General features: G+C 39.4%; 17 protein-coding genes. 6 read left to right on the plus strand and 11 right to left on the minus strand.

The window, feature by feature from the left end:
• Nucleotides 1-96: 96 nt before the first annotated feature.
• The 5 genes from DFQ12_RS21110 to DFQ12_RS21130 form a co-directional block, all read right to left on the minus strand.
• On the minus strand, nucleotides 97-1,692 hold the full coding sequence (locus tag DFQ12_RS21110; protein ID WP_120261051.1) for a M60 family metallopeptidase: 1,596 nt from the start codon (nucleotides 1,690-1,692) through the stop codon (nucleotides 97-99).
• A 184-nt stretch (nucleotides 1,693-1,876) separates the two neighbouring features.
• Entirely contained in the window at nucleotides 1,877-2,866 is a 990-nt protein-coding gene (locus DFQ12_RS21115) for a DUF5007 domain-containing protein (protein WP_167457326.1), read from the minus strand.
• Between the two features lie 5 nt (nucleotides 2,867-2,871).
• Nucleotides 2,872-3,558, minus strand: a complete 687-nt coding sequence (locus DFQ12_RS21120) for a hypothetical protein (RefSeq protein ID WP_147420457.1) — start codon at nucleotides 3,556-3,558, stop codon at nucleotides 2,872-2,874.
• Nucleotides 3,559-3,569: 11 nt separating this feature from the next.
• Entirely contained in the window at nucleotides 3,570-5,018 is a 1,449-nt protein-coding gene (locus tag DFQ12_RS21125; protein WP_120261054.1) for a RagB/SusD family nutrient uptake outer membrane protein, read from the minus strand.
• An 11-nt stretch (nucleotides 5,019-5,029) separates the two neighbouring features.
• Nucleotides 5,030-8,182 (minus strand): SusC/RagA family TonB-linked outer membrane protein, encoded by a 3,153-nt coding sequence (locus tag DFQ12_RS21130; RefSeq protein WP_120261055.1) that lies wholly within the window; start codon nucleotides 8,180-8,182, stop codon nucleotides 5,030-5,032.
• A 287-nt stretch (nucleotides 8,183-8,469) separates the two neighbouring features.
• Between DFQ12_RS21130 and DFQ12_RS21135 the strand changes: the two genes are divergently transcribed.
• Nucleotides 8,470-8,754, plus strand: coding sequence for a hypothetical protein (locus DFQ12_RS21135; protein ID WP_120261056.1), 285 nt, complete (start codon nucleotides 8,470-8,472; stop codon nucleotides 8,752-8,754).
• Between the two features lie 82 nt (nucleotides 8,755-8,836).
• Here DFQ12_RS21135 and lepB read toward each other — a convergent pair whose 3' ends face one another.
• The 3 genes from lepB to DFQ12_RS21150 all read right to left on the minus strand — a co-directional run bounded on the left by lepB (nucleotide 8,837) and on the right by DFQ12_RS21150 (nucleotide 11,902).
• Nucleotides 8,837-10,414 (minus strand): signal peptidase I, encoded by a 1,578-nt coding sequence (lepB, locus tag DFQ12_RS21140; RefSeq protein WP_120261057.1) that lies wholly within the window; start codon nucleotides 10,412-10,414, stop codon nucleotides 8,837-8,839.
• A gap of 36 nt (nucleotides 10,415-10,450) precedes the next feature.
• Nucleotides 10,451-11,185 carry a hypothetical protein gene (locus tag DFQ12_RS21145; RefSeq protein ID WP_120261058.1) on the minus strand — a complete coding sequence of 245 codons (735 nt, stop codon included), beginning with the start codon at nucleotides 11,183-11,185 and terminating at the stop codon, nucleotides 10,451-10,453.
• Nucleotides 11,186-11,428: 243 nt separating this feature from the next.
• Nucleotides 11,429-11,902, minus strand: a complete 474-nt coding sequence (locus tag DFQ12_RS21150) for an LIC11966 family surface protein (protein WP_244211816.1) — start codon at nucleotides 11,900-11,902, stop codon at nucleotides 11,429-11,431.
• A 265-nt stretch (nucleotides 11,903-12,167) separates the two neighbouring features.
• Here DFQ12_RS21150 and DFQ12_RS21155 point away from each other — a divergent pair, with 265 nt between their 5' ends.
• The 3 genes from DFQ12_RS21155 to DFQ12_RS21165 all read left to right on the plus strand — a co-directional run bounded on the left by DFQ12_RS21155 (nucleotide 12,168) and on the right by DFQ12_RS21165 (nucleotide 15,957).
• A complete protein-coding gene (locus tag DFQ12_RS21155) occupies nucleotides 12,168-14,345 on the plus strand; it encodes a TonB-dependent receptor (protein WP_120261059.1) in 2,178 nt (725 codons plus the stop codon).
• A gap of 62 nt (nucleotides 14,346-14,407) precedes the next feature.
• Nucleotides 14,408-14,884: a DUF4625 domain-containing protein gene (locus DFQ12_RS21160; protein ID WP_120261360.1), complete on the plus strand. Its 477-nt coding sequence runs from the start codon at nucleotides 14,408-14,410 to the stop codon at nucleotides 14,882-14,884.
• A 62-nt stretch (nucleotides 14,885-14,946) separates the two neighbouring features.
• On the plus strand, nucleotides 14,947-15,957 hold the full coding sequence (locus tag DFQ12_RS21165; RefSeq protein WP_120261060.1) for a DUF4625 domain-containing protein: 1,011 nt from the start codon (nucleotides 14,947-14,949) through the stop codon (nucleotides 15,955-15,957).
• A gap of 88 nt (nucleotides 15,958-16,045) precedes the next feature.
• Here DFQ12_RS21165 and DFQ12_RS21170 read toward each other — a convergent pair whose 3' ends face one another.
• The 3 genes from DFQ12_RS21170 to DFQ12_RS21180 all read right to left on the minus strand — a co-directional run bounded on the left by DFQ12_RS21170 (nucleotide 16,046) and on the right by DFQ12_RS21180 (nucleotide 18,521).
• Complete coding sequence (locus tag DFQ12_RS21170; protein ID WP_120261061.1) at nucleotides 16,046-16,495, minus strand: PepSY-like domain-containing protein; 450 nt, start codon at nucleotides 16,493-16,495, stop codon at nucleotides 16,046-16,048.
• A 65-nt stretch (nucleotides 16,496-16,560) separates the two neighbouring features.
• Nucleotides 16,561-17,847, minus strand: a complete 1,287-nt coding sequence (locus DFQ12_RS21175; protein WP_120261062.1) for a sensor histidine kinase — start codon at nucleotides 17,845-17,847, stop codon at nucleotides 16,561-16,563.
• A complete protein-coding gene (locus DFQ12_RS21180; protein WP_120261063.1) occupies nucleotides 17,844-18,521 on the minus strand; it encodes a response regulator transcription factor in 678 nt (225 codons plus the stop codon). Before DFQ12_RS21180 ends, DFQ12_RS21175 begins: the two co-directional genes overlap by 4 nt.
• A 217-nt stretch (nucleotides 18,522-18,738) precedes the next feature.
• Between DFQ12_RS21180 and DFQ12_RS21185 the strand changes: the two genes are divergently transcribed.
• A complete protein-coding gene (locus tag DFQ12_RS21185) occupies nucleotides 18,739-19,599 on the plus strand; it encodes a helix-turn-helix domain-containing protein (protein WP_120261064.1) in 861 nt (286 codons plus the stop codon).
• A gap of 120 nt (nucleotides 19,600-19,719) precedes the next feature.
• On the plus strand, nucleotides 19,720-21,069 hold the full coding sequence (locus tag DFQ12_RS21190) for an amidohydrolase (RefSeq protein WP_120261065.1): 1,350 nt from the start codon (nucleotides 19,720-19,722) through the stop codon (nucleotides 21,067-21,069).
• Nucleotides 21,070-21,191: the final 122 nt, after the last annotated feature.

The raw sequence follows: 21,191 nt of genomic DNA on the forward strand, positions 1-21,191 counted from the left end.
AGGTCACCTGCTGATTACTATAGGAATTGGCTTAAAACAAGAAACTCCAAATTACTTTTCGCAATTCGGAGTTTCTTGTTCTATACGTCGTCAATACTAATTATCTCTTAACGTAGTAAGATCTACTTTAGGTTGCGACAAATTCATATTCTTAATAGCCTTCTTGCATTCATCAACCATTTCCTGCGTCATTGTATAGGTATACTTTCCATAATCATCATACTCCAATGTACCGATATAGAAGAAGCCATACTTATCAAAGAAATCCGTCAGATCTATTTTAGCAACCTCACATGCTGTTTTAACAAAGTTTAATTGATGAACAGCTGGATTTCGCTCGCCCATCATCCTATCGGAACTCCAATCCGAACGCCCTCTTCGTGAAGGTCTAACGCTATTCTGTTGACGAAAAGCCTCAAACAAATCCGCATAAAAATCTGGGTGTTTTCCAATTCCCTCAAAATATAACTGTAATTGCCAGAAAGGGATCAAACGATTAAACACATCCGGATCGGATAAATAGGAAATTCTCTTCTCAATAATACTGGATTTGGCCTTTTCAAAGTTATCCTGCTCAGAAACCCGTGTTTTATTACCAAATGATCGTGTTACATATAAAGAAAACAGGTTATTGCTCACTTCACCAAGTCCACCCCAATTGAACATAGGTCGCGTTTGATGGACATGTCCTACTTCATGGCTAAACCCCCAGCAGGGATCTCCTTTAATTACCGAAGCAGGATCGACAACCATACCCATCGCATAACCGACTTTGTCACCCATATAGGCAACACCGTCCCCATCACGGAACATGTAGTAATTATAATTTACCCGTGCAAGGATGCGATTCTTAGGAATTTTTTTATATTTTTCCAAACCCATCAATCGATGCTGTCTGAATACTAAAGAATCATAATTACTGATCAGTTCAACACCTCTCCCATAGGCATATTTCTTCATTGCCTCTATAGGATAAGCTGTTTGTATATGTTCGCCCTTTGCATCCATAATTGGAAAGACTGCATGATCAATCAGACTATCCCATTCTTTGTTCCCCTGTTTTTTTATATCAAAATATCCATTTACCTGTCCTGTTGGAAAATGTACAGTAACAGGTTTTTCTTTTTCAGGTTGGTCAGAGAAATAATCGATATAAGCTAAACTTCCAAAATCGTTGAGCTGGATAATATTCACGCCATTATGCAGCCTAAATTCTTCCTTTTCTAATCCCCAGCCCTTCGGATCTTCTGTAGGTTTGGTCGGATCCGGAGCTTTACGCAACCAATTTGGCACCACTAGGTTGACTTCTTTCCCATTTGCAATCCCATCCACAATGACAATATGCCGCCCTTTTGGAAGGTATACCCCAGTTATATTCTCATACTTACTATAGCCATCACCAATACTCAACTGATGACCCAATGTCGATGGATTCAGTAAGGCAGAATAAGTCGCATATCTATATTCCTTATTATATTTGCCATCTAGCATAGCTAAGGCTACCCTGCGCAATGTGGTGTCACCAATCTGGTCGATCTGCTTTTTCTTAATACCTTTTTTTAATTTTAATGCGAATGCATCTTCGAACACAGAAAGATCCGCATAGGTCTGCTTAAAATCCTGAGCAGATTGTGCCATTAGATTGGCACTCAACAATAGACCGGCCCCTAAGGCCATAAATTTATTTATCATATCGATGATTATTTTGGTTATATCTTTAATTTAGCCATTAACTGGTATACATCTAATTTGTTCAATTTTCTATTCAACAGATCTAAAATCTACATTGTTCAACCACATAAAAAACAATGATTCTATTATATGAAAAGGAGGTATACAAAAGCACACCTCCTTTTCATATAATAGCATATGATAACTAATTCACCCTTGTCACCTGCGGAACTATAACCTCCACTTGATATGTCCCTGGGACAAATGCTTGAAAAGAAAATCTCGCATTACATGAATAAGTATTATAAGGCAAGTCTAGACTATCATCAAATTTAACATAAGGCGCTGGAATTCGGTAATAATAATTAAACCCGTTGCCCAATGACACCAATGGGAAAGGCAACACACCATAAACAAACTCCATCCGATCATCAAATAACGTAGTTGAAATGGAGTAATCTTGCATTGTCTGTAAAAAGCCTCCGGCGGTCCCCGAATTCGGACGTCTCGCTATTTCACCTTTTTTAGGATTAAATGGAAGACCGTTTTTATCAACTATTTTCACAACGACTTTATTTTCTCCAAGTCCCAAATAAGTCACTTTAATATGGCTCGCATTGCTTGGGATAGATTTCGTGGTCGTTTCCGCCCCCACCTTCATAGCAACAGTAGATCTAACAGCCGGGACATCGAAGTAAGGCGCCTCAACCAGTGAAAACTCACCGATCGCTGGGTATACTCTGGTTCCAACCGCATTTTTTATTTCGAGATCAAAAACATAGTTACCCTTTGGAAGCTTCAGGGTATTTGGAGTTGCCTCAACTGCTCCTGAAAATTTATTTATACTTAAAGCCGCCATTACAGTATCTTTTTGTTTTGCAGCAATCAAATCCAATGTAGTATCCACTTTAGAATCGTATAGTTTTTTCCAGATTTTAATAGGAAATGTTTGTAAGAAAATATCTGTTACATCCTTCCCTGTTTCTTTCTGATATACTTTCAACAATTTGACTTCAATAGGCTTGCTAGAGCCTGCAGGATTTATTGCTGTTGAAACCGTAGATCTTCCCATTTGAATTTCTATAGGGAGCGTTTCATAACGTATAATGTCGCTCAAGTTACCTTCTGGTATTTTTTTACATCCTACTAGGGCAAGTGCCACAAGTCCGATAGTATATATTAATTTACTTTTCATAGTCATTAACGATAATAGAATAAAACATGTGAATTACTTAATACATGTACCACACCTGTAGTCGTCTGCGCATTAGAAGTTTGGACTAATGTACGGCTACCAACAGGTGGAACAATTGATTTCACATCAAAAACATCACCAATAGTCTGATACAGATAGGTAAACAATACTACCCTTGGAATTACAGTAGAGTTTTCATTATAACCCAATGCAGGATCTCGTGTTTCTTCATACGAAATGATAAAATTGCCTCCTTTATTATTTTTATATTTTTTACCTGCAGCTATTAGTCTATCATTTGTCAATTGTTCTTTTGTGATATACATATCAATAGAATCTGCAAATCGTCCCAATTCATATTTCATAATTGAGTCTACTGTCCACATTTTTTTGGGGTCTACTTTTTGAACTTGTTTCGTCCGAGCCTGCACATAGTTATAAACATCATAATCTGTTGGCGCAAAAAAAGTAATGCCCTGCGCATTGATCTTATCCTTCACACCCGCCTTATCGATCAGCATTAGTACCGTATCAAAAACGCCATATTTGTTGCTCTTCATCCAATCATAGGTAGTCATATTAATCTTTGGATTATGGAGGTCACCACCAACAAAATAATCGTTCTTTTTGCATGAACTAATAGCTACTATAATTCCCAATAGGCAAGCTATATTTACAATAATTTTTTTCATGATTTCTCTAATTAATGATTTTTCCACCACGGATTCTGCGTCAACAATTCGTTCTGAGGCAATAAGTTGCGCATATCCAATGGCCAATAGTATCCTTTGTTAGCAATTCTATCTGCCGAATAATAAGCCGAATATTCATCAAGTTGCTCAAACATATTCATCCGAATCAAATCAAATTGAATGACCCCTTCTCCAATGAGCTCCCTTCTCCGTTCTCTGAATATTTCTTTAAACAATTCTTCACCAGAAACTTGTATCTCCTTGAGCCCTGCTCGCTTTCTAATTGTATTTAGGTCATTTAATGCCAATGCTGCCTTACCATTCTTATAATAAGCCTCTGCTCTCAATAAAATAATATCTGCAAGACGAATTAATACCAGATTATTACTAACCGCGTACTTCCCTTCTCTATACTCGACAACGTGATCATATTTGCGAATAGTTTTCACCTGCGCATTATCTGGGAACGGCATTGACATGGAATCTAATCTTGCTTCAGGCTCATCAAACTCTGTTTCAAGAAATTCTGATTCAATCTTCCACACGGAACCACTGCCTTTACCTGGGATACTGGCACTTGACAAAAATCTACTAAAGAAATCTTCAGTGAATTCATTTCCACTCTCACTATACAGCATATTCAATTCAAAGATCGACTCTTTAGAATTACCCTGCCATATCTTGCGATAATCTTTGACGTCTTCTAAAGCATATCCAAGTTTTAACGTCTCGTTCGCGTACTTTTCAGCATTAACATAATCGTGTTCCCAAGCACAAACCTCTGCCATCAAGGCATTGGCCGCTCCTTTAGAGGCAAAACTCTTCGTTGAATTTTGCTGAAGGTTAGCTATGGCATATAATAAATCTTCCTTACAAAACGCCAAAGTCTCTTTTTCTGGCGTTCTGGTCATATCGGGGATATTTTGGGGATCTTTAAAAGTCTCTTTGACCAATAGCACATCCCCCCAAACACGCTGCATATAGAAATAGGTGTATGCCCTTAAGAATCGAGCATTTGAAATATAGCCCTTCTTCTCTTCTTCCCCACCTTCAAACAATTTGATATCCATCGCCTCGGCTTGCTCAACAATTAAATTACATTGATTAATCACACCATAGAAACGTGTCCAGTTCCACAAACTACCTTCCAGGTAAGGAGCATAACTAAATTTATAGCCTCCTGACCTTGAGAAGTCATTCATATTCCAATCATCAGTTCCAGGGTGTACTATTCCGGACGCAATATCGCCGAATATAAAGTAAGATCGATCTGCCCGGAGTGAATTGCGTAATAGCGCATACGCACCCAAAGTTGCCCTATTCACATTTTCTCCATCTTTCCAAAACACCTCGTCATACGTACTATTTTCTGGCTTCAAATCGAGATATTTCGAACAAGAGGAATTAAAAAATATGAGGCTCGACATCCCGATTAACGATAATATATATTTAAATTTCATTTTGATCGCTTTTAAAAGTTAACTTCTAAACCAATTGTATATTTTCTAGGTAAAGGATACGCTCCACCACTGTACTCACCCTGAGGCGTTACCAATTCAGCATCGGGTACAGAAGCTTTCTGAAACGTGTGAAGATTATCCAGCATACCGTAGAATCTAATATTTCGTGCACCTATTTTTAACCTTTCTACGATATGTTTTGGCAGAAGATATCCAACAGAGATTGTTTTGATTTTGAAATAGGTTCCATTTTCATTAAACATAGTACTAAATGGAAGGTATTGATAGAAATAACTTCCGTAGGGAGATATCGATGGAAAATTCGCTTGATAATTAGGATCTTTGGCCTTTTCTGGAGTCCAGTAATCCAGACCTTCTAAGTCAGGCAACCTATTATTGGTGAATTTAGTTACATTTCCACCAATAGCATTGAACTGGTTACTTTTTAAGTTATTAATAATATCACGACCAATCGTAAAGGTATTTAACATACTGATCGAAAAACCTTTGTATATAAACTCATTATACAGACCACCTGTAATACGTGGATTAGGATTACCTGTCAACATTAAGTCACCGTCTGCAGCCCCTTTATCCTCATCGCTCCACGTATCCCAATCTTGATTTACATCTGTCCAAATCGGATAGCCCGGTTTAACAGGGTAATTTCCTTTAAAAACAGTGAGCGGTTTTCCTGTTACCGGATTTACAGGGATCTGATCCTGATGTGAATATACGCCTTGATACAACATTTGAGCCCAGCGATATATCGGGCTACCTACCGTGTACAATAACTGTTGATTATATCCCCTAGAGTCTGCATAGAAACTACGGTCGCCAAATGGCAATGAACCAATTCTATTTTTATTAAAAGTCATGTTTAGGTTTGTATTCCATTGCAATGCACTTGTCTTAGATAAATTTTTAGTCATAATAGTCAGGTCAATACCTTCATTATAAACTGACATTGGAACATTAAACGATAACTTTGTGTAACCGGTGTAGTACGGGAATGAAAATCCCATAATTGGGTCCTTAAGCACCTTTCTATAGGCATCGAACGTTACAGTTAGACGATCATTGAAAAGTCCTAAGTCGAATCCAATATTTGTTTGCTCTGATTTATTCCAGGTCAAATTCTTTAAAGTCAATGGCTTGGCAAATGATGGCACAGCGAATGTTGTACCATTGTAAGTATCGGATGACAATGCCCAAACATTATATGGTGCATAAAAATCCTCAGGTAGTACACCTGACCTTCCCCAGCTCCCTCTTAATTTAAACAGGTTAACCCAGTCAAATTTTTCCATAAAACTCTCATCGGAAATAACCCAAGCTCCAGACAATGCAGGAAAAGATCCCCACTTAGTATTGACGCCAAATCTTGAAGATGCGTCTGCACGCCAAGATGCATTGAAAATATAACGTGACTTATAATCATAAGAAAACTGTCCCATATAGGATAGAAGTCCAGACTCAACTTTATTGGTACTTGCGATTAAGTCCTTAGTCGCAACACCTTGGATGACATGAATATCGTCTGTAGGCAGATTAAACCCTTCCGTTTTGTGAGATAGCTGTTTATCATATTGAAAGGACTGTAATGCCGTTAAATTAATTGTATGTTTATCGTTAAATGTTTTGATATAATTCAGAACGTTCGCGATATTATAGGTATATGCATTTCTGCCAGTTGATGCAGCATAATTGATTCCCTGATTAAGTTCTCTAGGTTGAAATTGGTTTCTACTATCGAGATTTGCTTGTACAGACCCCTCCAATGAGTATTGCAAGCCATCAATAATGTCTACATAGGTTTTTGAGAATATATTGATATTATCGGTCTGATTATCATCTTTCAATTTATCATATTGACCCAGATAGAAATCATAATCCGCTTGGCCAAGACCAACAAAAGAAGAAGGCATCTCTCCCTGGTTAACAGGAACAACTTGATCAATACCTCTACCGAGTCCACGTTTGCGGTTAATCCTTGCTGCTGATACCATAAAATCCGATTTGATAATTGGTGAGAGCGTGAATCCAAAGTTTCCTCTAATTGAATAGCGTTTAAAACCAGTGTTACGGACAACACCGTCTTCGTTATAATATCCAGCAGACAATCTATAGTTAACCGACTCACTTCCACCAGAAATACTCGCATCAGCATTATCGATATTGCCCGTGGTATAAAATAGGTCCTGCCAATCCGTAGCATTATTATAGCTACTGTTTAAACTATCTGTCAAAGGCTGTGTAAATCCACCCATTTGACTCCAAGAAGCATATTGGCTTAGAATATCCATCTTTGTCCGTCTTTCAGCAGCACCACCTAGTGTTCTCTGCAACTGAGGGCGCTCTGTAATTCCTCTGTAATAAGAAGCTCGGATAGATGGAATTCCCACCCGGCCTCGTTTCGTCTTAATTACAATTACACCATTCGCCCCGCGAGAACCCCATACTGCTGTTGCTGCCGCATCTTTCTGGACGACAATACTTTCAATATCATTGATATTAATACCAGCGATATAATTTGTTCCTGTCGCAGAAGAACCACCTAAATCAGACACAGATAATGGCATACCATCAATAATATATAATGGAGAGCTCATGGTATTTGCCAGGTCGACTTCAGAATTTAGATCTGGAGATATTGTCGTATTTCCACGAACGGTGAAAGTATTCCTTGCTCCAGGCTCACCTGTAAAGTTTTGAATATTGACCCCTGCTACGCGTCCTTGTAACAGACTTTCGAAACTTGGCGCAGGCAGATCTTCAATGGACTTGCCCGAAATCACTTGGACAGCACTGGTTGTCTTTTTGACCGATTGTTTTTGATACCCGACAACAACAACTTCACCCAATGATGAATCGTCACTCGAAAGGACCACCGACGGAGCTTGCTGCGTTGTAACCCGAACTTCTTGCTTTTTATAGCCGACACCAGAATAAACCAATGTAATTGGAAGGCTTTTTACGGATAAGGTGAACGAACCTTGCTGGTTCGTCGACGCTTGATTTGTTGTACCTCGTTCGGTGACGGTCATGCCCGCCAACGGTTGCCCTTTGCCACCTCGAACGATCCCCTCCACTGGGATTGATTGACCGAAAACATGGAAATAAGACAACAACACGAGAGTAATCATAGGTAGGATTCTCTTCATATTAATTTAGTGTTAGTGCTAGTGAAGGTAGATCAAAAATTTTAGTCACACAAAAATTACGTGACAATAAAATAATAATTACGACATATTTTATCATATAAAACATCTCAATCGATTGCGTAAAATTCACGCAATCGATTGATTAAAATACAATACAAAAGTGCTATATAATGAGATACAATTAAAAATAACCCATTTCACTAAGGATAATTAACACAAAAAGCTATCTGCAAAAAGAAAGAAAGAAAGGGATAAAAATAAATACTATATTTAACTATTAGGACAACATGAAGAACTCCAAACTAGCTCGTGATTTTAAAATTAAAATAGAAATCTTTAAAAATACACCTTATTTCAGATCAATTAAATACGGAAAAATCGAAATTCAACGAAATTTAAAGAGCAAATCATATCTTGGTAAGAATCATACCATAATTACCAAGATTGTTCCTAAAAACACAGCATGGCTAGGCAAATTACTTCTGACAGGAACACAAGGTACTACTGGCTTCACACAAATTGCATCGCTCAATCAAAATGCGGCAGTTCAAGTTCGCTGTTTGAAAAAATAAACAAGTAGAAAAAGCAATATAAATAGAAAGGGGATGGTCCTGTACGACCATCCCCTTTTCCTTGCACTTTATTTTTGTCCATTTAATGAATACCCTTGAAAATCCGGTTCCAACGTATTTTAGAAAGCCCCTTTCCATTTGTATTCCAGCTCATCCAGGTAAATAAGGCTTTACCCACAATATGATCCTCTGGAACAAAGCCCCAATCCCTTGCGTCCAACGAATTATGCCTGTTGTCCCCCATCATCCAATAGTAATCCATTTTAAAGGTGTATGAATCCGTCTTGCTACCATTCAAGTATAAGCCATCAGCTTTCTTCTCTAATCGGTTATGCTCATAAACCCGAATGGCGCGCTCGTAAAGAGGCAAGGTCTGTGCATTTAAAATAACTTTCATCCCCTTTTTCGGAATCACAAAAGGCCCAAAATTATCATAATTCCATTTGTACTGCGGATCATTTGGAAACGTGTTGATCTGCGCTTCCCCTGGCTTAGCGATGTCCATCTGCATGGATTTGACATTCGACCATGATTTCACCATTTGAGCCTGCTCTTGGGTTAGAAAAACAATATAGGCTCCTGGTTGAAGCATCTTTATCTCGATGCCCATATCTTTCATTCGTTGTTCATCCAACTCTGTCCCATCGGTCATCACGATATAATCCATCTGACTTTCTGGTGCGACAAAACCAGGTTGGTCATTTACGTATAATACAGCCTCTTTCATACTGATTTTATCACCCGGCATTCCAACACAACGTTTGATCAAATGCTCTCTTTTATCCACAGGACGTGTTTTAATGGTAAATTGCTGGTGTACGGCCTCATAACCCATTGAGCGCACCAAATCATAATAAGGTTGGTCTTGATTCTCTATCGCAACAGTATCCCCTGCTGGTGCATTAAATACGATAACATCATTCCGCTTGATCTGCTGGAAACCTGGAAGCCGCTTGTAGGGAAGTTCAATCAGCTCCGAGAAAGCTTTTCCACCAATAACGGGCATTGTGTGGTGTGCAAAAGGAAATGCAATAGGTGTATTAGGGATACGTGGTCCATAATTCAATTTACTCACAAATAAATAGTCACCGATCAAAAGTGATTGCTGCATGGACCCCGAAGGGATCATAAAGGCCTCCAGTAGGAAACCTCGGATCAGTGTTGCTGCAACGGTTGCAAAAACGATCGCATCCGCCCATTCACGGATCATGGATTTCTTATAGGGATACTTGACTTTGAATTCATTGTAGGACTCGTGCAGCAGGTCCAGCTGGATTTCCTTTGTCATTACCTTTCCTTCGCCGGATGCCATTTTAAGCTTTTTGGCATAAATTCCATTGAGAAACTGAACATTTTTATCTCGCCCCCATAGCGGTAATACGATAAAAGGTATCAATACCGCAGCGCAATTTTCCCAAAATCTTCTTTTGCCAAAACAATGGATAAAATCGAGGTATAAATTATAAAAGACAAAGACATTCACAATGGGAACGATCAACAACACAATATACCAAACAGGTCTATTGGTGATTTGCCCTTGAATCCATTGACTATAAACCGGAACAATACCTTCCCAACCACGACGTCCCGCCTTTCCAAATAAAAGCCAAAAACCATAAGCTGCGATAATGGTCAGTACAATAAAAATAATAAGCCCCATATTTTTCTTTTTTATCGAAATGTAACTAGATAAACGTTAATAAATAAACAACCTGGATGAATCCAACGGAGATTCTTTCGCGCGCTGTAACTCATTGTATTTCATAATATATTTGATAAATACATCATAATTATATTTCTGTTCTTTTTCAAATTCGGCAAATAATTCCGGTTCATCATTTATCAGACGCCCCAATGTCAGTGTGCGTTTCTTTTTATTTCCACTAAATAAGCCACTCGAATTACTGTTTATTTCAATCACCTCACCTGTTGCTTTCTTGAGCGCATAAGCATATTTTGACTTCGTAAATCCGACACCAATCATTGGTGCAGCTCCACCACTACCAATCATCATTCCACCACTGCCTCCAAAATGTAATTCGGAAACAAAGTAGGCCATAATTTCGCCATCGACAAGCACTTCTGCAAAAGTCGGTTCCAGGTCTTGTGCCTTTCGGATCTGATAGGTCTGCGGAGAAGTCCCCGGAACGGGATCCAGCCCATTTTCTACATAGGATGGTGCATACACCTTCTTTTTGGATTGCCAATAAGCACGAAACACCTGATCGGGGGTAAAAGTCAACTTTTCCTTTTGTAGGTTCTCAAATTTTAGCTTACGATCCTTAACCGAAGAGATCTTTCCATACAACGTATCCGCATTCATCAATACGAGGTAATCTACATTTTTTTCATCCTTTTGCGCTTGTACTACAGCTGAACTACATAAAAAAAATAAGAAAAAAACAATCCTAAAATTTGATATCAGTCTCATAAACCACTATTTATACCTGTAAAGCTACATAAAAATACATGATTCAGCTATAATTCTTCCAGCTTTAACCTTTCTTAAGTAAATCTGTTTCTCGGAGTGATTGCTATTTTATCCTGTCAGAATTATGCCATGGCAAATGACAAACTTATAGCGAACATCGACAACCGATCAATATGCTGATTTATAAAAAAAAGCTGCCCAAAATATTTGGAACAGCTCATTTTATCTGCTTAAAATTAGACCTTACCCTTTATGTTTACCCTCAAATTCAGTAGAAGCTTTGTTCACTCCAGTGCTCATGTTTTCAAAGGCTTTATTTATATTATTAAGCAATGCCGATTCTGTAGTCGCGTCAGGGGTTTTGCTTTTACGCAATTCGATCAGCTTTGGATAATCCTCGGTCACAATTTTTTTGTAACCATTCAGCCCCTCGAGCACCGCTTTCTGAAAGCTGGCATCACCTTTAAAATCACCTAAATCTTCTACTTTTTTAATATCATCGTCCAGGGATTTTCCCCAATCCGCGCGTACCTGTTCCGCCTTTGCATAATCGGCGGCATTCATGGCAGCATTCATCGCTTCAATATGCTTTTCACTTCCATTGATGACAGTGATAATTGAATTGTTATACGTCGCAGGATCCTTCACTCCTGAACCACAACTTGAGATCGTCAGCACCGCTACGGTCAAGATGCCTGTTATAAATTGTTTCATCATTGTTGTTATATTTTATGGTTTACGTGTCTTTTTATTTATAAACGTCCCCTACCCCTTATTTCGTTTACACATTCCGCCTGCTTCTTTACAATAACCTAATCAACTTAGCCAAAGATAGTTGAGTTAAAATATTTTTTTTATCACTGAATTCAGGGATTTATTCCTGCAGCTATATTTCGCAACATAGTTGCTTTTAATATTTCTTTATTTATATTTGTTGCAACTTAATTGCAACATAAAATTTATAACAAACCCAACTCAGTTAATGAACAGACGTACGATTTTCTCACTTCTATTTACCTATAGTATCTTACATCCCGCTTGTGCGCAAGAAAAAGCAACAAAGACAATTGGGTTAAAGGAGGTATATATTGAAGGAGGACGCTATAAAAAATCAGCTGAAGGGGCAATGTCCATAGACGTTCTGACAAGTGATTCATTACAGAAATATCAGGCGGGCAGTTTGATGCAAACGTTAAGCCGACTTCCAGGTGTCAATGCCATAGGCATTGGTGCAAGTCAATCTAAACCCCAAATCCGAGGCCTCGGCTTTAATCGGGTAGCCACTGTAGAAAATGGAATTAAGCATGAAGGACAACAATGGGGGCTGGATCATGGGCTGGAAATTGACCAATACAGCATTGGCACTGCTGAAATTATTAAAGGTGCCAGTTCATTTATGTATGGATCGGATGCTATTGGAGGCGTCATCCGTTTGTCCTCGCCAACAGAACTCCAAGAAAACGGATTGAAAGGTCATGTCAATCTATTGACCAGATCCAATAATGCCACCTATGGAGGTTCGCTACAACTACAGGGTAGGAATGGTAACTGGGTTTTTGGTGGCGGGGTAACACATTTGGGCTACGCCGACTATCGTGTACCGACCGACACGGTATATGTTTACAACTATGCTGTCCGGTTAAAAGATCGACAGGTTCGTAATACCGCAGGACAAGAGACCAGTTTTCAACTTCGAGGCGGTTATGTCTCCGATCGATTTTCCTCTATCTTTTATCTGAGTAATTACCATACTAAAATCGGATTTTTCGCCAATGCGCATGGTTTAGAGCCACGGGGTGTAGATACAGCGCTCTATGACCTTTCTGATCGCGATATCCTCTATCCAAGTCAACATGTTAATCATTTTAAACTCATTAGCCGAAACTACATTGCTCAGGACGCCCATAAGATCTGGGTGGATCTGGGTTACCAAAGAAATTATCGCCAGGAATTCAACAACTATACGGCACATGGGTATATGCCTCCAGTTTACCCGCAGGACATGACCATTCCGATGAATCTCGAACGACTGTATGATAAAGAGATCTATCATATGACAGTAAAAGATGAATTTATCATGGCTGCACATCGACTCACTATAGGAGGTAATGCGGAGTATCAACTTAACAATATCGATGGATGGAGCTTCCTTATTCCTGCTTATCGGCAAAAAGCACTAGGTTTATTTATCCACGATCAGTATCCAATAAACGAACAAACCATACTCTATGGTGCCTTACGTTATGATTACAGCAATATCCACAGCTCGCCTTATCAGGACTGGTTTGCATCCAAACTGGAAAACAATCAATCTGCCAATATCGTTAGAGCGGATGAACTTCGTCGTAGTTTCAATAGCCTTGTTTGGTCTCTTGGAGCAACACGGCAAATGGGTTTATGGGAAGCAAAATTGAACGTTGGTAAAAGTTTTCGGGTACCTATTGCACAAGAACTGGCCGCCAATGGTGTGAACTATCATTATTTCAGTTATGAAAAGGGGGATGCGTCCCTTTCTCCCGAACAATCCTACCAGATGGACTTATCTGTAGCTCGGCGCACTGGAAATACATATATTGCTTTCACCCCTTTTTTCAACTATTTTTCCAATTACATCTATCTCAATCCTACATCGGGTTATGACCAGTTTTACGGTGCCGGCAACCAAATATTTGAATATTCCCAAAGCAAAGTACGGCGTTATGGTGCTGAACTAAAAGTGGAGTATCGTCCGTTAACCCATTGGAAAGTAGAATTATTGGGTGAATATGTTCGATCCGAACAACTTTCGGGCAGCAAGAAAGGTTATACATTACCCTTTTCTCCTGCCCCTTCACTTGTATTGGATCTCAGTTGGTTGCCCAAAAGTAGCACCTATTTTAAGGAGTCTTACCTCTCTTTGGATTCCAAATGGACAGCTAGCCAAAAGCATATTGTCCCACCCGAAGAAAAAACAAAAGGTTATCAAATCCTCAATTTCAGAGCAGGAACACAGCTGGTCCTGGGCAAATCGGTTCTTCAATTGCGCTTACAAGTTCAGAACATTTTTGACACAAGATATATGGATCACACCAGTTTCTACCGATTGATCTCACTCCCTGAACAGGGACGAAATATCATCTTATCTGTTGGGATTCCTTTCGGAAAGCAAAACCGAAGCTAACAAACTCATTGATACAATAAATACACAAGTACTAACTCATCATGATAAAAATAAATATACATATGCAAACACTCAAAAAATATGGAATCATAGCCTTCATTGCGGCCTCTGCCATCGCTTGTACGAAGGATAAGGAAAATATTGATACCGAAAAACCAACAATTGATATCAGTGCAGCGACTGCCTTTCCGAAACAATGCAGCCAAATCAGACGTGGATCCAGTTTTACGTTCCGTGCAAAACTATCCGACAATGTTGCCTTAGGCAGCTACAGTATTGACGTTCATCATAATTTTGACCATCATTCACACAGTACCGAAGTGGAGGAATGTACATTAGAGCCTATCAAGAAACCCGTCAAACCCTTTGTTCTGGTCAAGTCTGTCAATATACCAGGACAACCACAACAGTATGATGCACAATTTCAGATTGATGTCCCTGCAGATGTTGATCCCGGAAACTATCACTTTATGATCCAAGTGACGGATCAATCCGGCTGGAGTATCCAGCGTGGCATCAGTGTCCGTATCATTGAATAACAGCAACTTAATAGACAAAATACGTCATTTTTTTTATCACAAAATCTACAAACCCAATGAACATGAAAACTCGAAACATTCACTTTTTATTCCTGTTTACAGCACTTTTCTTTGGCTTCTTGTCTTCTTGTAAGAAAGACAACGCCGATATTCCTGTCACAACAAAACCTACGATCGGCACCCTAGAAATCGGATCTGAAAATAATAAAACAGTCAAAGCCGGAACAGACCTCCATCTTGAAGGTGATATTGTAGCTGAAGCGCTTATCGACAAGATTGAGATCGAAATCCATCAGGAAGGTGGATCCTTCAAATTTGCCAAAATTTATACTGACGAGAAATATGTTGGCAAAAAAAATGTGACTTTCCATGAGCACATCGACATACCATCTGAAGTTCCTGCAGGCCAATATCATTTTCACTTTACAGTGACGGATAAGGCCGGAAATGCGACGACCGTAGAATCTCCTTTGACCATACAAGCATCAGATGTAAAAGCAAGCTATAAGCTTATTTTTACGGAAGTTAAAGGTACAGTGCATGGCAACCATTTCCATGATCTTGCCGATAAAGAGAATGTAGAACCTTCTACTATTATCTTTGACAATACCGGCAAAGCACTAGCTGGACACGCTCATCTTAAACCAGACGGAATTTATAAAATTGACTTCAAACAATTTGATGCCACTGGTCAGGAAATTCAGGGACAATATATTAAAGATAAAGCAACAGCCACTTTATACAAAGCCTTTTTGACCGGCGGTGCCTTTGTATTAAATTCCGGCAATAGCTTAACAGGCGCTATTTTTCAACCAAAAGAAACGGCTTACGGTGATGGTTCGGCAGTAACAGGCGCTATTGAGACCACTGGTATTACGACTTATTTTACAGCTGGGAAAGACAATGCCGGTGAAAAAGAGGTTGCCTTCGTTCTACGTAAATTTAAGGATTCCGCAACCAAAGCTACTATTACCCGTGCAGATTGGAATCGTATTGATTATGTTGCCAAGTATCCCGGGGATGACATTCTCCGTCTAACTTTCGAATTGCATGCCGAAGAGGGTGAAGACTAATTTTGCGAGAACGATAATTTAAATACTAAACACCTAGCTAGACATACTAACTAGGTGTTTTTTTACTAAGCTAAACTATTTGTTCAGATTAATCTCTTATTTTACCCAATATATTCCCCTGCGTGTCCACAACAAGTTTCCATTCTTCTGTCCGGCTTTTTACTTCGAACGCATACGTAATCTTTTGTTCCTCAGTGATCTTTTTTATATCTTCTATGCGATAGCCCGAAAAATCCTTTTTCACTTTTGCAATAACAGCTTTTGGTAAATCATTTTTGGCAAGTTCTTCTTTGTGACGCACAATCTTCCCATTACTTTGAATCCATACCTCATGATCTGTACCAAACAAACCTGTTTCGAACTCGGCTTCATATAGTCCTGCTTTAAGTTCCCAGTCTACCCCTTTGGCTTTGGGAAATTTCTGTTGAAAACTATTCACCACCACAGCGGGTACCTCACTTTGGAGAATATCCTGAGCAGAAGCTCCAATTGTTGAGAGTGCAAAAATACATGCACTTAATATCATTTTAACGTTCATGACTTTCCTATTTTTAATGTATTACAAAGTAAAACCATGATTCTGTAAAGATTTGGGAATGTAATTTATGCCGAGCGAAAATCTAGCTTAAATATATGTTGACTATTGTCGTAATGATAGGAAATAGAAAAACCGTATAAATTACATATCGCCTGGACGATTGCCAGCCCCAGTCCGGTACCTTTGGATGAGACATCCGATTTATAAAACCTTGAAAACACATGCCCCTTATCCAAAGCAGCCTGTCTGCTCGTATTCGCCACTACAAGTGTATTTTCAGTAATCGCTATGTTTACCTCTCCTCCCTCCATATTATGAAACAATGCATTACGGATCAAATTTGATACAATGATATTAGCCAGAGCGCTATCTAATCGTACATTCAGTTCATCTTGTTGTCCGACATTAATCCTGATATTTTTAAAAGCGGCAATATCTTCTAGTTCATCGGTGATATGTCTTACAAGCTGATTGATTGAGAGATCCTCGTTGTTCAGGAATTGTTTGTTCTCAATCTTGCTGAGCAGCAATAATGATTTATTCAATCGAACCAATCTTTCAGCAGTATTCAATACTTCGGCGATTGTATTCGACTGTTCAGGCTGTAGCCCACCAGTTTCGGCCATCATCTCCAACTTATTGATCATAATGGCCAGAGGCGTCTGCAACTCATGTGATGCATTGCCAATAAACTGTTTCTGCTGTTCATACGTTTCCTCATTATGATGGATTAAGGTCGTGACAGCGAGCTGTAAATCTTTAAACTCCTGGATATTGGTATCCATAGCAGGCTTCTCGCCAGATTTTCCCAGCCGGAATTTGGTCAATTGATCTAAGAACCGATATAGTGGGCTCCATAATCGCTGTATGACTACTCTATTGATTGAGACAATACTGACGACCAAGAGGATAAATAAAATCAGGACGGAATAAAACAGGTTTTTGATTAAATCGCTCTCCTCGATCATCGAATTGATAATTGATAACTCGTAGTAGTGTCCCTTATGCTCAAACGCAGTCGTCAACATACGTACAGGCTCCAATTCAGGCTCCGGATCATCATCATCCTGCATATAAAGCATGGTATCTTTATATACATTCTGCATTTTGATGGCCTGTTGCTCGGAAATTTCACGCACCTTATAATTGTTAATGCCAAATTCCAGATCCGGAGATACAATTGCCTCAGAAGCCAGTTCCTGAATAATTAAGCGTTTTTGATTTTCCAATTCCTCATCGATATTATCATGGATTACTTCCAGCATAAATAAATAAAAGATGGTCGACCATACTGCAATGACGACCAGTACCGAAATAGAGAGATATTTGAGCGTTTGATTGGCTAATTTCATTTTTCAACAAGTTTATATCCTATCCCGTAGACCGCTTCAAAATCAACCTCCGCTTTTTTTACCAAAAATTTCTTTCGCAGGTTCTTTATCTGTGAATAGATAAAATCGAGGTTATCCGCCTGATCTGTATTATCTCCCCAAACATGTTCTGCCAATGCATTCTTGCTGACAAGACGGTTTTTATTCAGTAAAAAGTAATTGAGGATATCAAATTCCTTTCTGTTCAGAGGGACAGACTCGCCGTTAATCGAAAGACTGCGCTCATTCAGATCAAGCACAAGATTACCCATCTCCAATGTGTTTTTACCATCCCGCTGTTTTCTGCGCAACACGGCCTTAATCCGCGCATTTAATTCGGCAATATGAAAGGGTTTGGTCAGATAGTCATCCGCTCCGAGCTCGAGTCCCTTTAGCTTGTCATCCAACGAATCTTTTGCAGAGATAATAATAACATTATCCGACTTACCCTCTTTTTTCAGCAGATCCAATACCTGTAACCCACTCCCACCCGGAAGCATGATATCCAATAAAATACAATCATAGTCATAGACCGACACCTTATCCAGCGCAGATCTAAAATCGCTAGCGGTCTCTACGATATAATCCTCTTTGACTAGCGAGTCCTTTACTATTTCTCTCAATTCCGCTTCGTCTTCAATTACAAGTACTTTCATTGGACTATTGTTTTTTTATTACCGAATTTCCATACTGCTTACCTCCAGTATATTGCTCTCATTGCTACAAATGTATTCCGAATTTAGGAAAGAATTAGGAAAATGACTACTGTTAGTTGCCAGCAGCAACACCGTGCAGATCGAATAGCCTGTTTATTTTTACGTATTAGCGAAAAAACAAAGCGCATTTCGTATTTTAGGTCGGATAAGATCTACTATGGACAAACGAAATGCTAACATCTGGGCACCTGTCATTGGACTGGACGGTTTTCGCAAAGAACAGACCGCCGGACGTGAAGAGCTTCTTTTCAATGAATTACATGGAGAAAGGCTAATTGACAAGCCCCATAAGCACGATTTTTTTATTATCAATTTATTTGACAAAGCTTCTGGTGTACATACCATTGATTCCATAGATTATCCCATTAAAGACCATCAGGTGCATGTACTATTCCCGGGTCAGATGCACAAATGGCATGTGTATGCTGGAACTATTGGCTACCAATTAATGATCGAACGGTCGTTTTTCGAGCATTTTGCGCCCTTCTTTCGCTTTTCCTTCACCAATTATCAGAATCATCCGGTAATCGACCTGACCAAGGAGGCCTTCATTCAGCTACATTATGAATTTGAATCTGTCAAAAAGGAATTGGAACGGGAGCATTCACTGATTCCCTTGATTACGGCCCGTGCCGGTGTTATCGCGGCCATTGTCAGTAGAGAAGCAGAGCATGTCTTCACCGAATTTAAAGTCTATCAATCTGTCCCTCGGCTTGCCAAATTTAACATGCTGATAGATGAGTTTTTCAGAGCACAAAAAATGGTCGCATTCTATGCAGACAAGCTACATATTTCTCCAAACTATCTTAATATTCTGTGTAAAAAACATCTGAAAATCTCCGCTACCCAGCTTATCCACCAACGAATCTGTGTTGAAGCAAAACGTCTTCTCCAAAGTACGGAATCCTCCATTAAGGAAATTACGTTTGAATTGGGCTTTGCAGATCAAGCCTATTTTTCTAATTTCTTTAAACAGCAGACTGGTGTAAGTCCCAGTGATTTTAGAGAAAAAAGATAAATCGCACAAGAAATGGCAGAAATTGCCCAGTAATACTAAAGCTTTCTATAAATACCTTTGTAAAAGACGGATCGATTTTATTGATCGGTCATACAGATTGTAACGTAAATAGGAAATAAAATGAAACCAATAGCTCTTACACGCAAGGAATTTATACGGAACTCTGCCCTGGCACTTGCTGGAGCAACATTGATCCCAGGTATGCTATTAGCAGAAGACGGTGGCCAACTAGCCCATCATCAGGTTTTGGACGGACATCAAGGCAAAAAAAGTTATACCCTCAAGAATGTTCTATTGGAAACAGGGTTTGAGTACGATGGAAATGGCAATGTCATCGCTACAAAAACCGGTCTTTTCTCCATACAGATCGAAGCAGGAAAAATCAAAAAAATAAGCGCCAACAGTACTGATGCGAATGCCATAGATGCAAAGGGGCGATTGATGCTTCCTTCTTTTAGAGACATGCACATTCATCTGGACAAGACATTCTATGGTGATAAATGGCAAGCGGTACGACGAGGCGCAGGTGGTGTTAAAGGAATGATTGCACTCGAACAACAGATCCTTCCAGAGCTACTGAAAAATTCAACCTATAAAGCGGAAAAACTAATTGAATTACTGCAATCCAAGGGCACAGCCTTCGCGCGTAGCCATGTAAACATAGAACCTACATCTAAGTTAGATTCGCTCCGTCATCTGCAGCTTGCGCTAGAAAACAAAAAAAATAGTTTCGGAGCAGAGCTGGTTGCCTTTCCGCAACATGGCGTTTATTACACGGATACTGTACCTTACCTGAAGGAGGCCGCAAAGACCAATATTGATTTTATTGGGGGAGTGGATCCTTTTAGTATAGACGGTGCCATTGAGAAAACAATGGATTTCACTGTTCAACTGGCACTGGATCACAACAAAGGGATTGACATTCATTTACATGAGTCCGGAGAATCAGGACTAAAAACGGTTGAGTATCTGATCAAAAAAGTAAATGAAAACCCCGCATTGAAAGGCAAGACCTACCTGAGCCATTGTTTTGTATTGGGGAGATTGGAAAAAGCCAAACAACAGGAAATGGCAGAAAAGCTTGGTGCAGCACAGATTGGTATTGTTTCTACCATTCCTTTTGCTGGCCTAATTATGCCTATTCCTACACTGATGGAAAATAACGTCACCGTGATGACGGGAAATGACAGTATTGTCGATCATTGGAATACTTTTGGAACAGGAAGTGTCCTTCAAAAAGCTAGTATGGCAGCACAAGTATATGGTCAGGTCACAGAGTATGGCCTGTCACGTATGCTAAAATTGGCGACGGCAGGCCCGATTCCTTTGGATGACAAAGGAAAACAGCAATGGCCTAAACCCGGCGATGATGCAAACATCGTACTCATCGATGCGAGCTGTTCGGCTGAGGCTATTTCACGGATTTCACCCGTAGGATCCCTGATCTATCAGGGCAATATTGTCTACTAGGCTTCTGACAAACGAAGTACTACACAACAGATCTTTTTAACACAATGGCGGTCAATTGCTTTCTATAAGCTTTTGATTGCTCCATTGTGACATACAATTGCTATTCAAACAGTATTAAACAT

Source organism: Sphingobacterium detergens, assembly GCF_003610355.1.
GTDB classification, from domain to species: domain Bacteria; phylum Bacteroidota; class Bacteroidia; order Sphingobacteriales; family Sphingobacteriaceae; genus Sphingobacterium; species Sphingobacterium detergens.

What these genes read in the sequence shown, in the direction of transcription:
- DFQ12_RS21110 (WP_120261051.1), bottom strand. Translation starts at nt 1,692, where the DNA reads ATGATAAATAAATTTATGGCCTTAGGGGCCGGTCTATTGTTGAGTGCC.
- DFQ12_RS21115 (WP_167457326.1), bottom strand. Translation starts at nt 2,866, where the DNA reads ATGAAAAGTAAATTAATATATACTATCGGACTTGTGGCACTTGCCCTA.
- DFQ12_RS21120 (WP_147420457.1), bottom strand. Translation starts at nt 3,558, where the DNA reads ATGAAAAAAATTATTGTAAATATAGCTTGCCTATTGGGAATTATAGTA.
- DFQ12_RS21125 (WP_120261054.1), bottom strand. Translation starts at nt 5,018, where the DNA reads ATGAAATTTAAATATATATTATCGTTAATCGGGATGTCGAGCCTCATA.
- DFQ12_RS21130 (WP_120261055.1), bottom strand. Translation starts at nt 8,182, where the DNA reads ATGAAGAGAATCCTACCTATGATTACTCTCGTGTTGTTGTCTTATTTC.
- DFQ12_RS21135 (WP_120261056.1), top strand. Translation starts at nt 8,470, where the DNA reads ATGAAGAACTCCAAACTAGCTCGTGATTTTAAAATTAAAATAGAAATC.
- lepB (WP_120261057.1), bottom strand. Translation starts at nt 10,414, where the DNA reads ATGGGGCTTATTATTTTTATTGTACTGACCATTATCGCAGCTTATGGT.
- DFQ12_RS21145 (WP_120261058.1), bottom strand. Translation starts at nt 11,185, where the DNA reads ATGAGACTGATATCAAATTTTAGGATTGTTTTTTTCTTATTTTTTTTA.
- DFQ12_RS21150 (WP_244211816.1), bottom strand. Translation starts at nt 11,902, where the DNA reads ATGATGAAACAATTTATAACAGGCATCTTGACCGTAGCGGTGCTGACG.
- DFQ12_RS21155 (WP_120261059.1), top strand. Translation starts at nt 12,168, where the DNA reads ATGAACAGACGTACGATTTTCTCACTTCTATTTACCTATAGTATCTTA.
- DFQ12_RS21160 (WP_120261360.1), top strand. Translation starts at nt 14,408, where the DNA reads ATGCAAACACTCAAAAAATATGGAATCATAGCCTTCATTGCGGCCTCT.
- DFQ12_RS21165 (WP_120261060.1), top strand. Translation starts at nt 14,947, where the DNA reads ATGAAAACTCGAAACATTCACTTTTTATTCCTGTTTACAGCACTTTTC.
- DFQ12_RS21170 (WP_120261061.1), bottom strand. Translation starts at nt 16,495, where the DNA reads ATGAACGTTAAAATGATATTAAGTGCATGTATTTTTGCACTCTCAACA.
- DFQ12_RS21175 (WP_120261062.1), bottom strand. Translation starts at nt 17,847, where the DNA reads ATGAAATTAGCCAATCAAACGCTCAAATATCTCTCTATTTCGGTACTG.
- DFQ12_RS21180 (WP_120261063.1), bottom strand. Translation starts at nt 18,521, where the DNA reads ATGAAAGTACTTGTAATTGAAGACGAAGCGGAATTGAGAGAAATAGTA.
- DFQ12_RS21185 (WP_120261064.1), top strand. Translation starts at nt 18,739, where the DNA reads ATGGACAAACGAAATGCTAACATCTGGGCACCTGTCATTGGACTGGAC.
- DFQ12_RS21190 (WP_120261065.1), top strand. Translation starts at nt 19,720, where the DNA reads ATGAAACCAATAGCTCTTACACGCAAGGAATTTATACGGAACTCTGCC.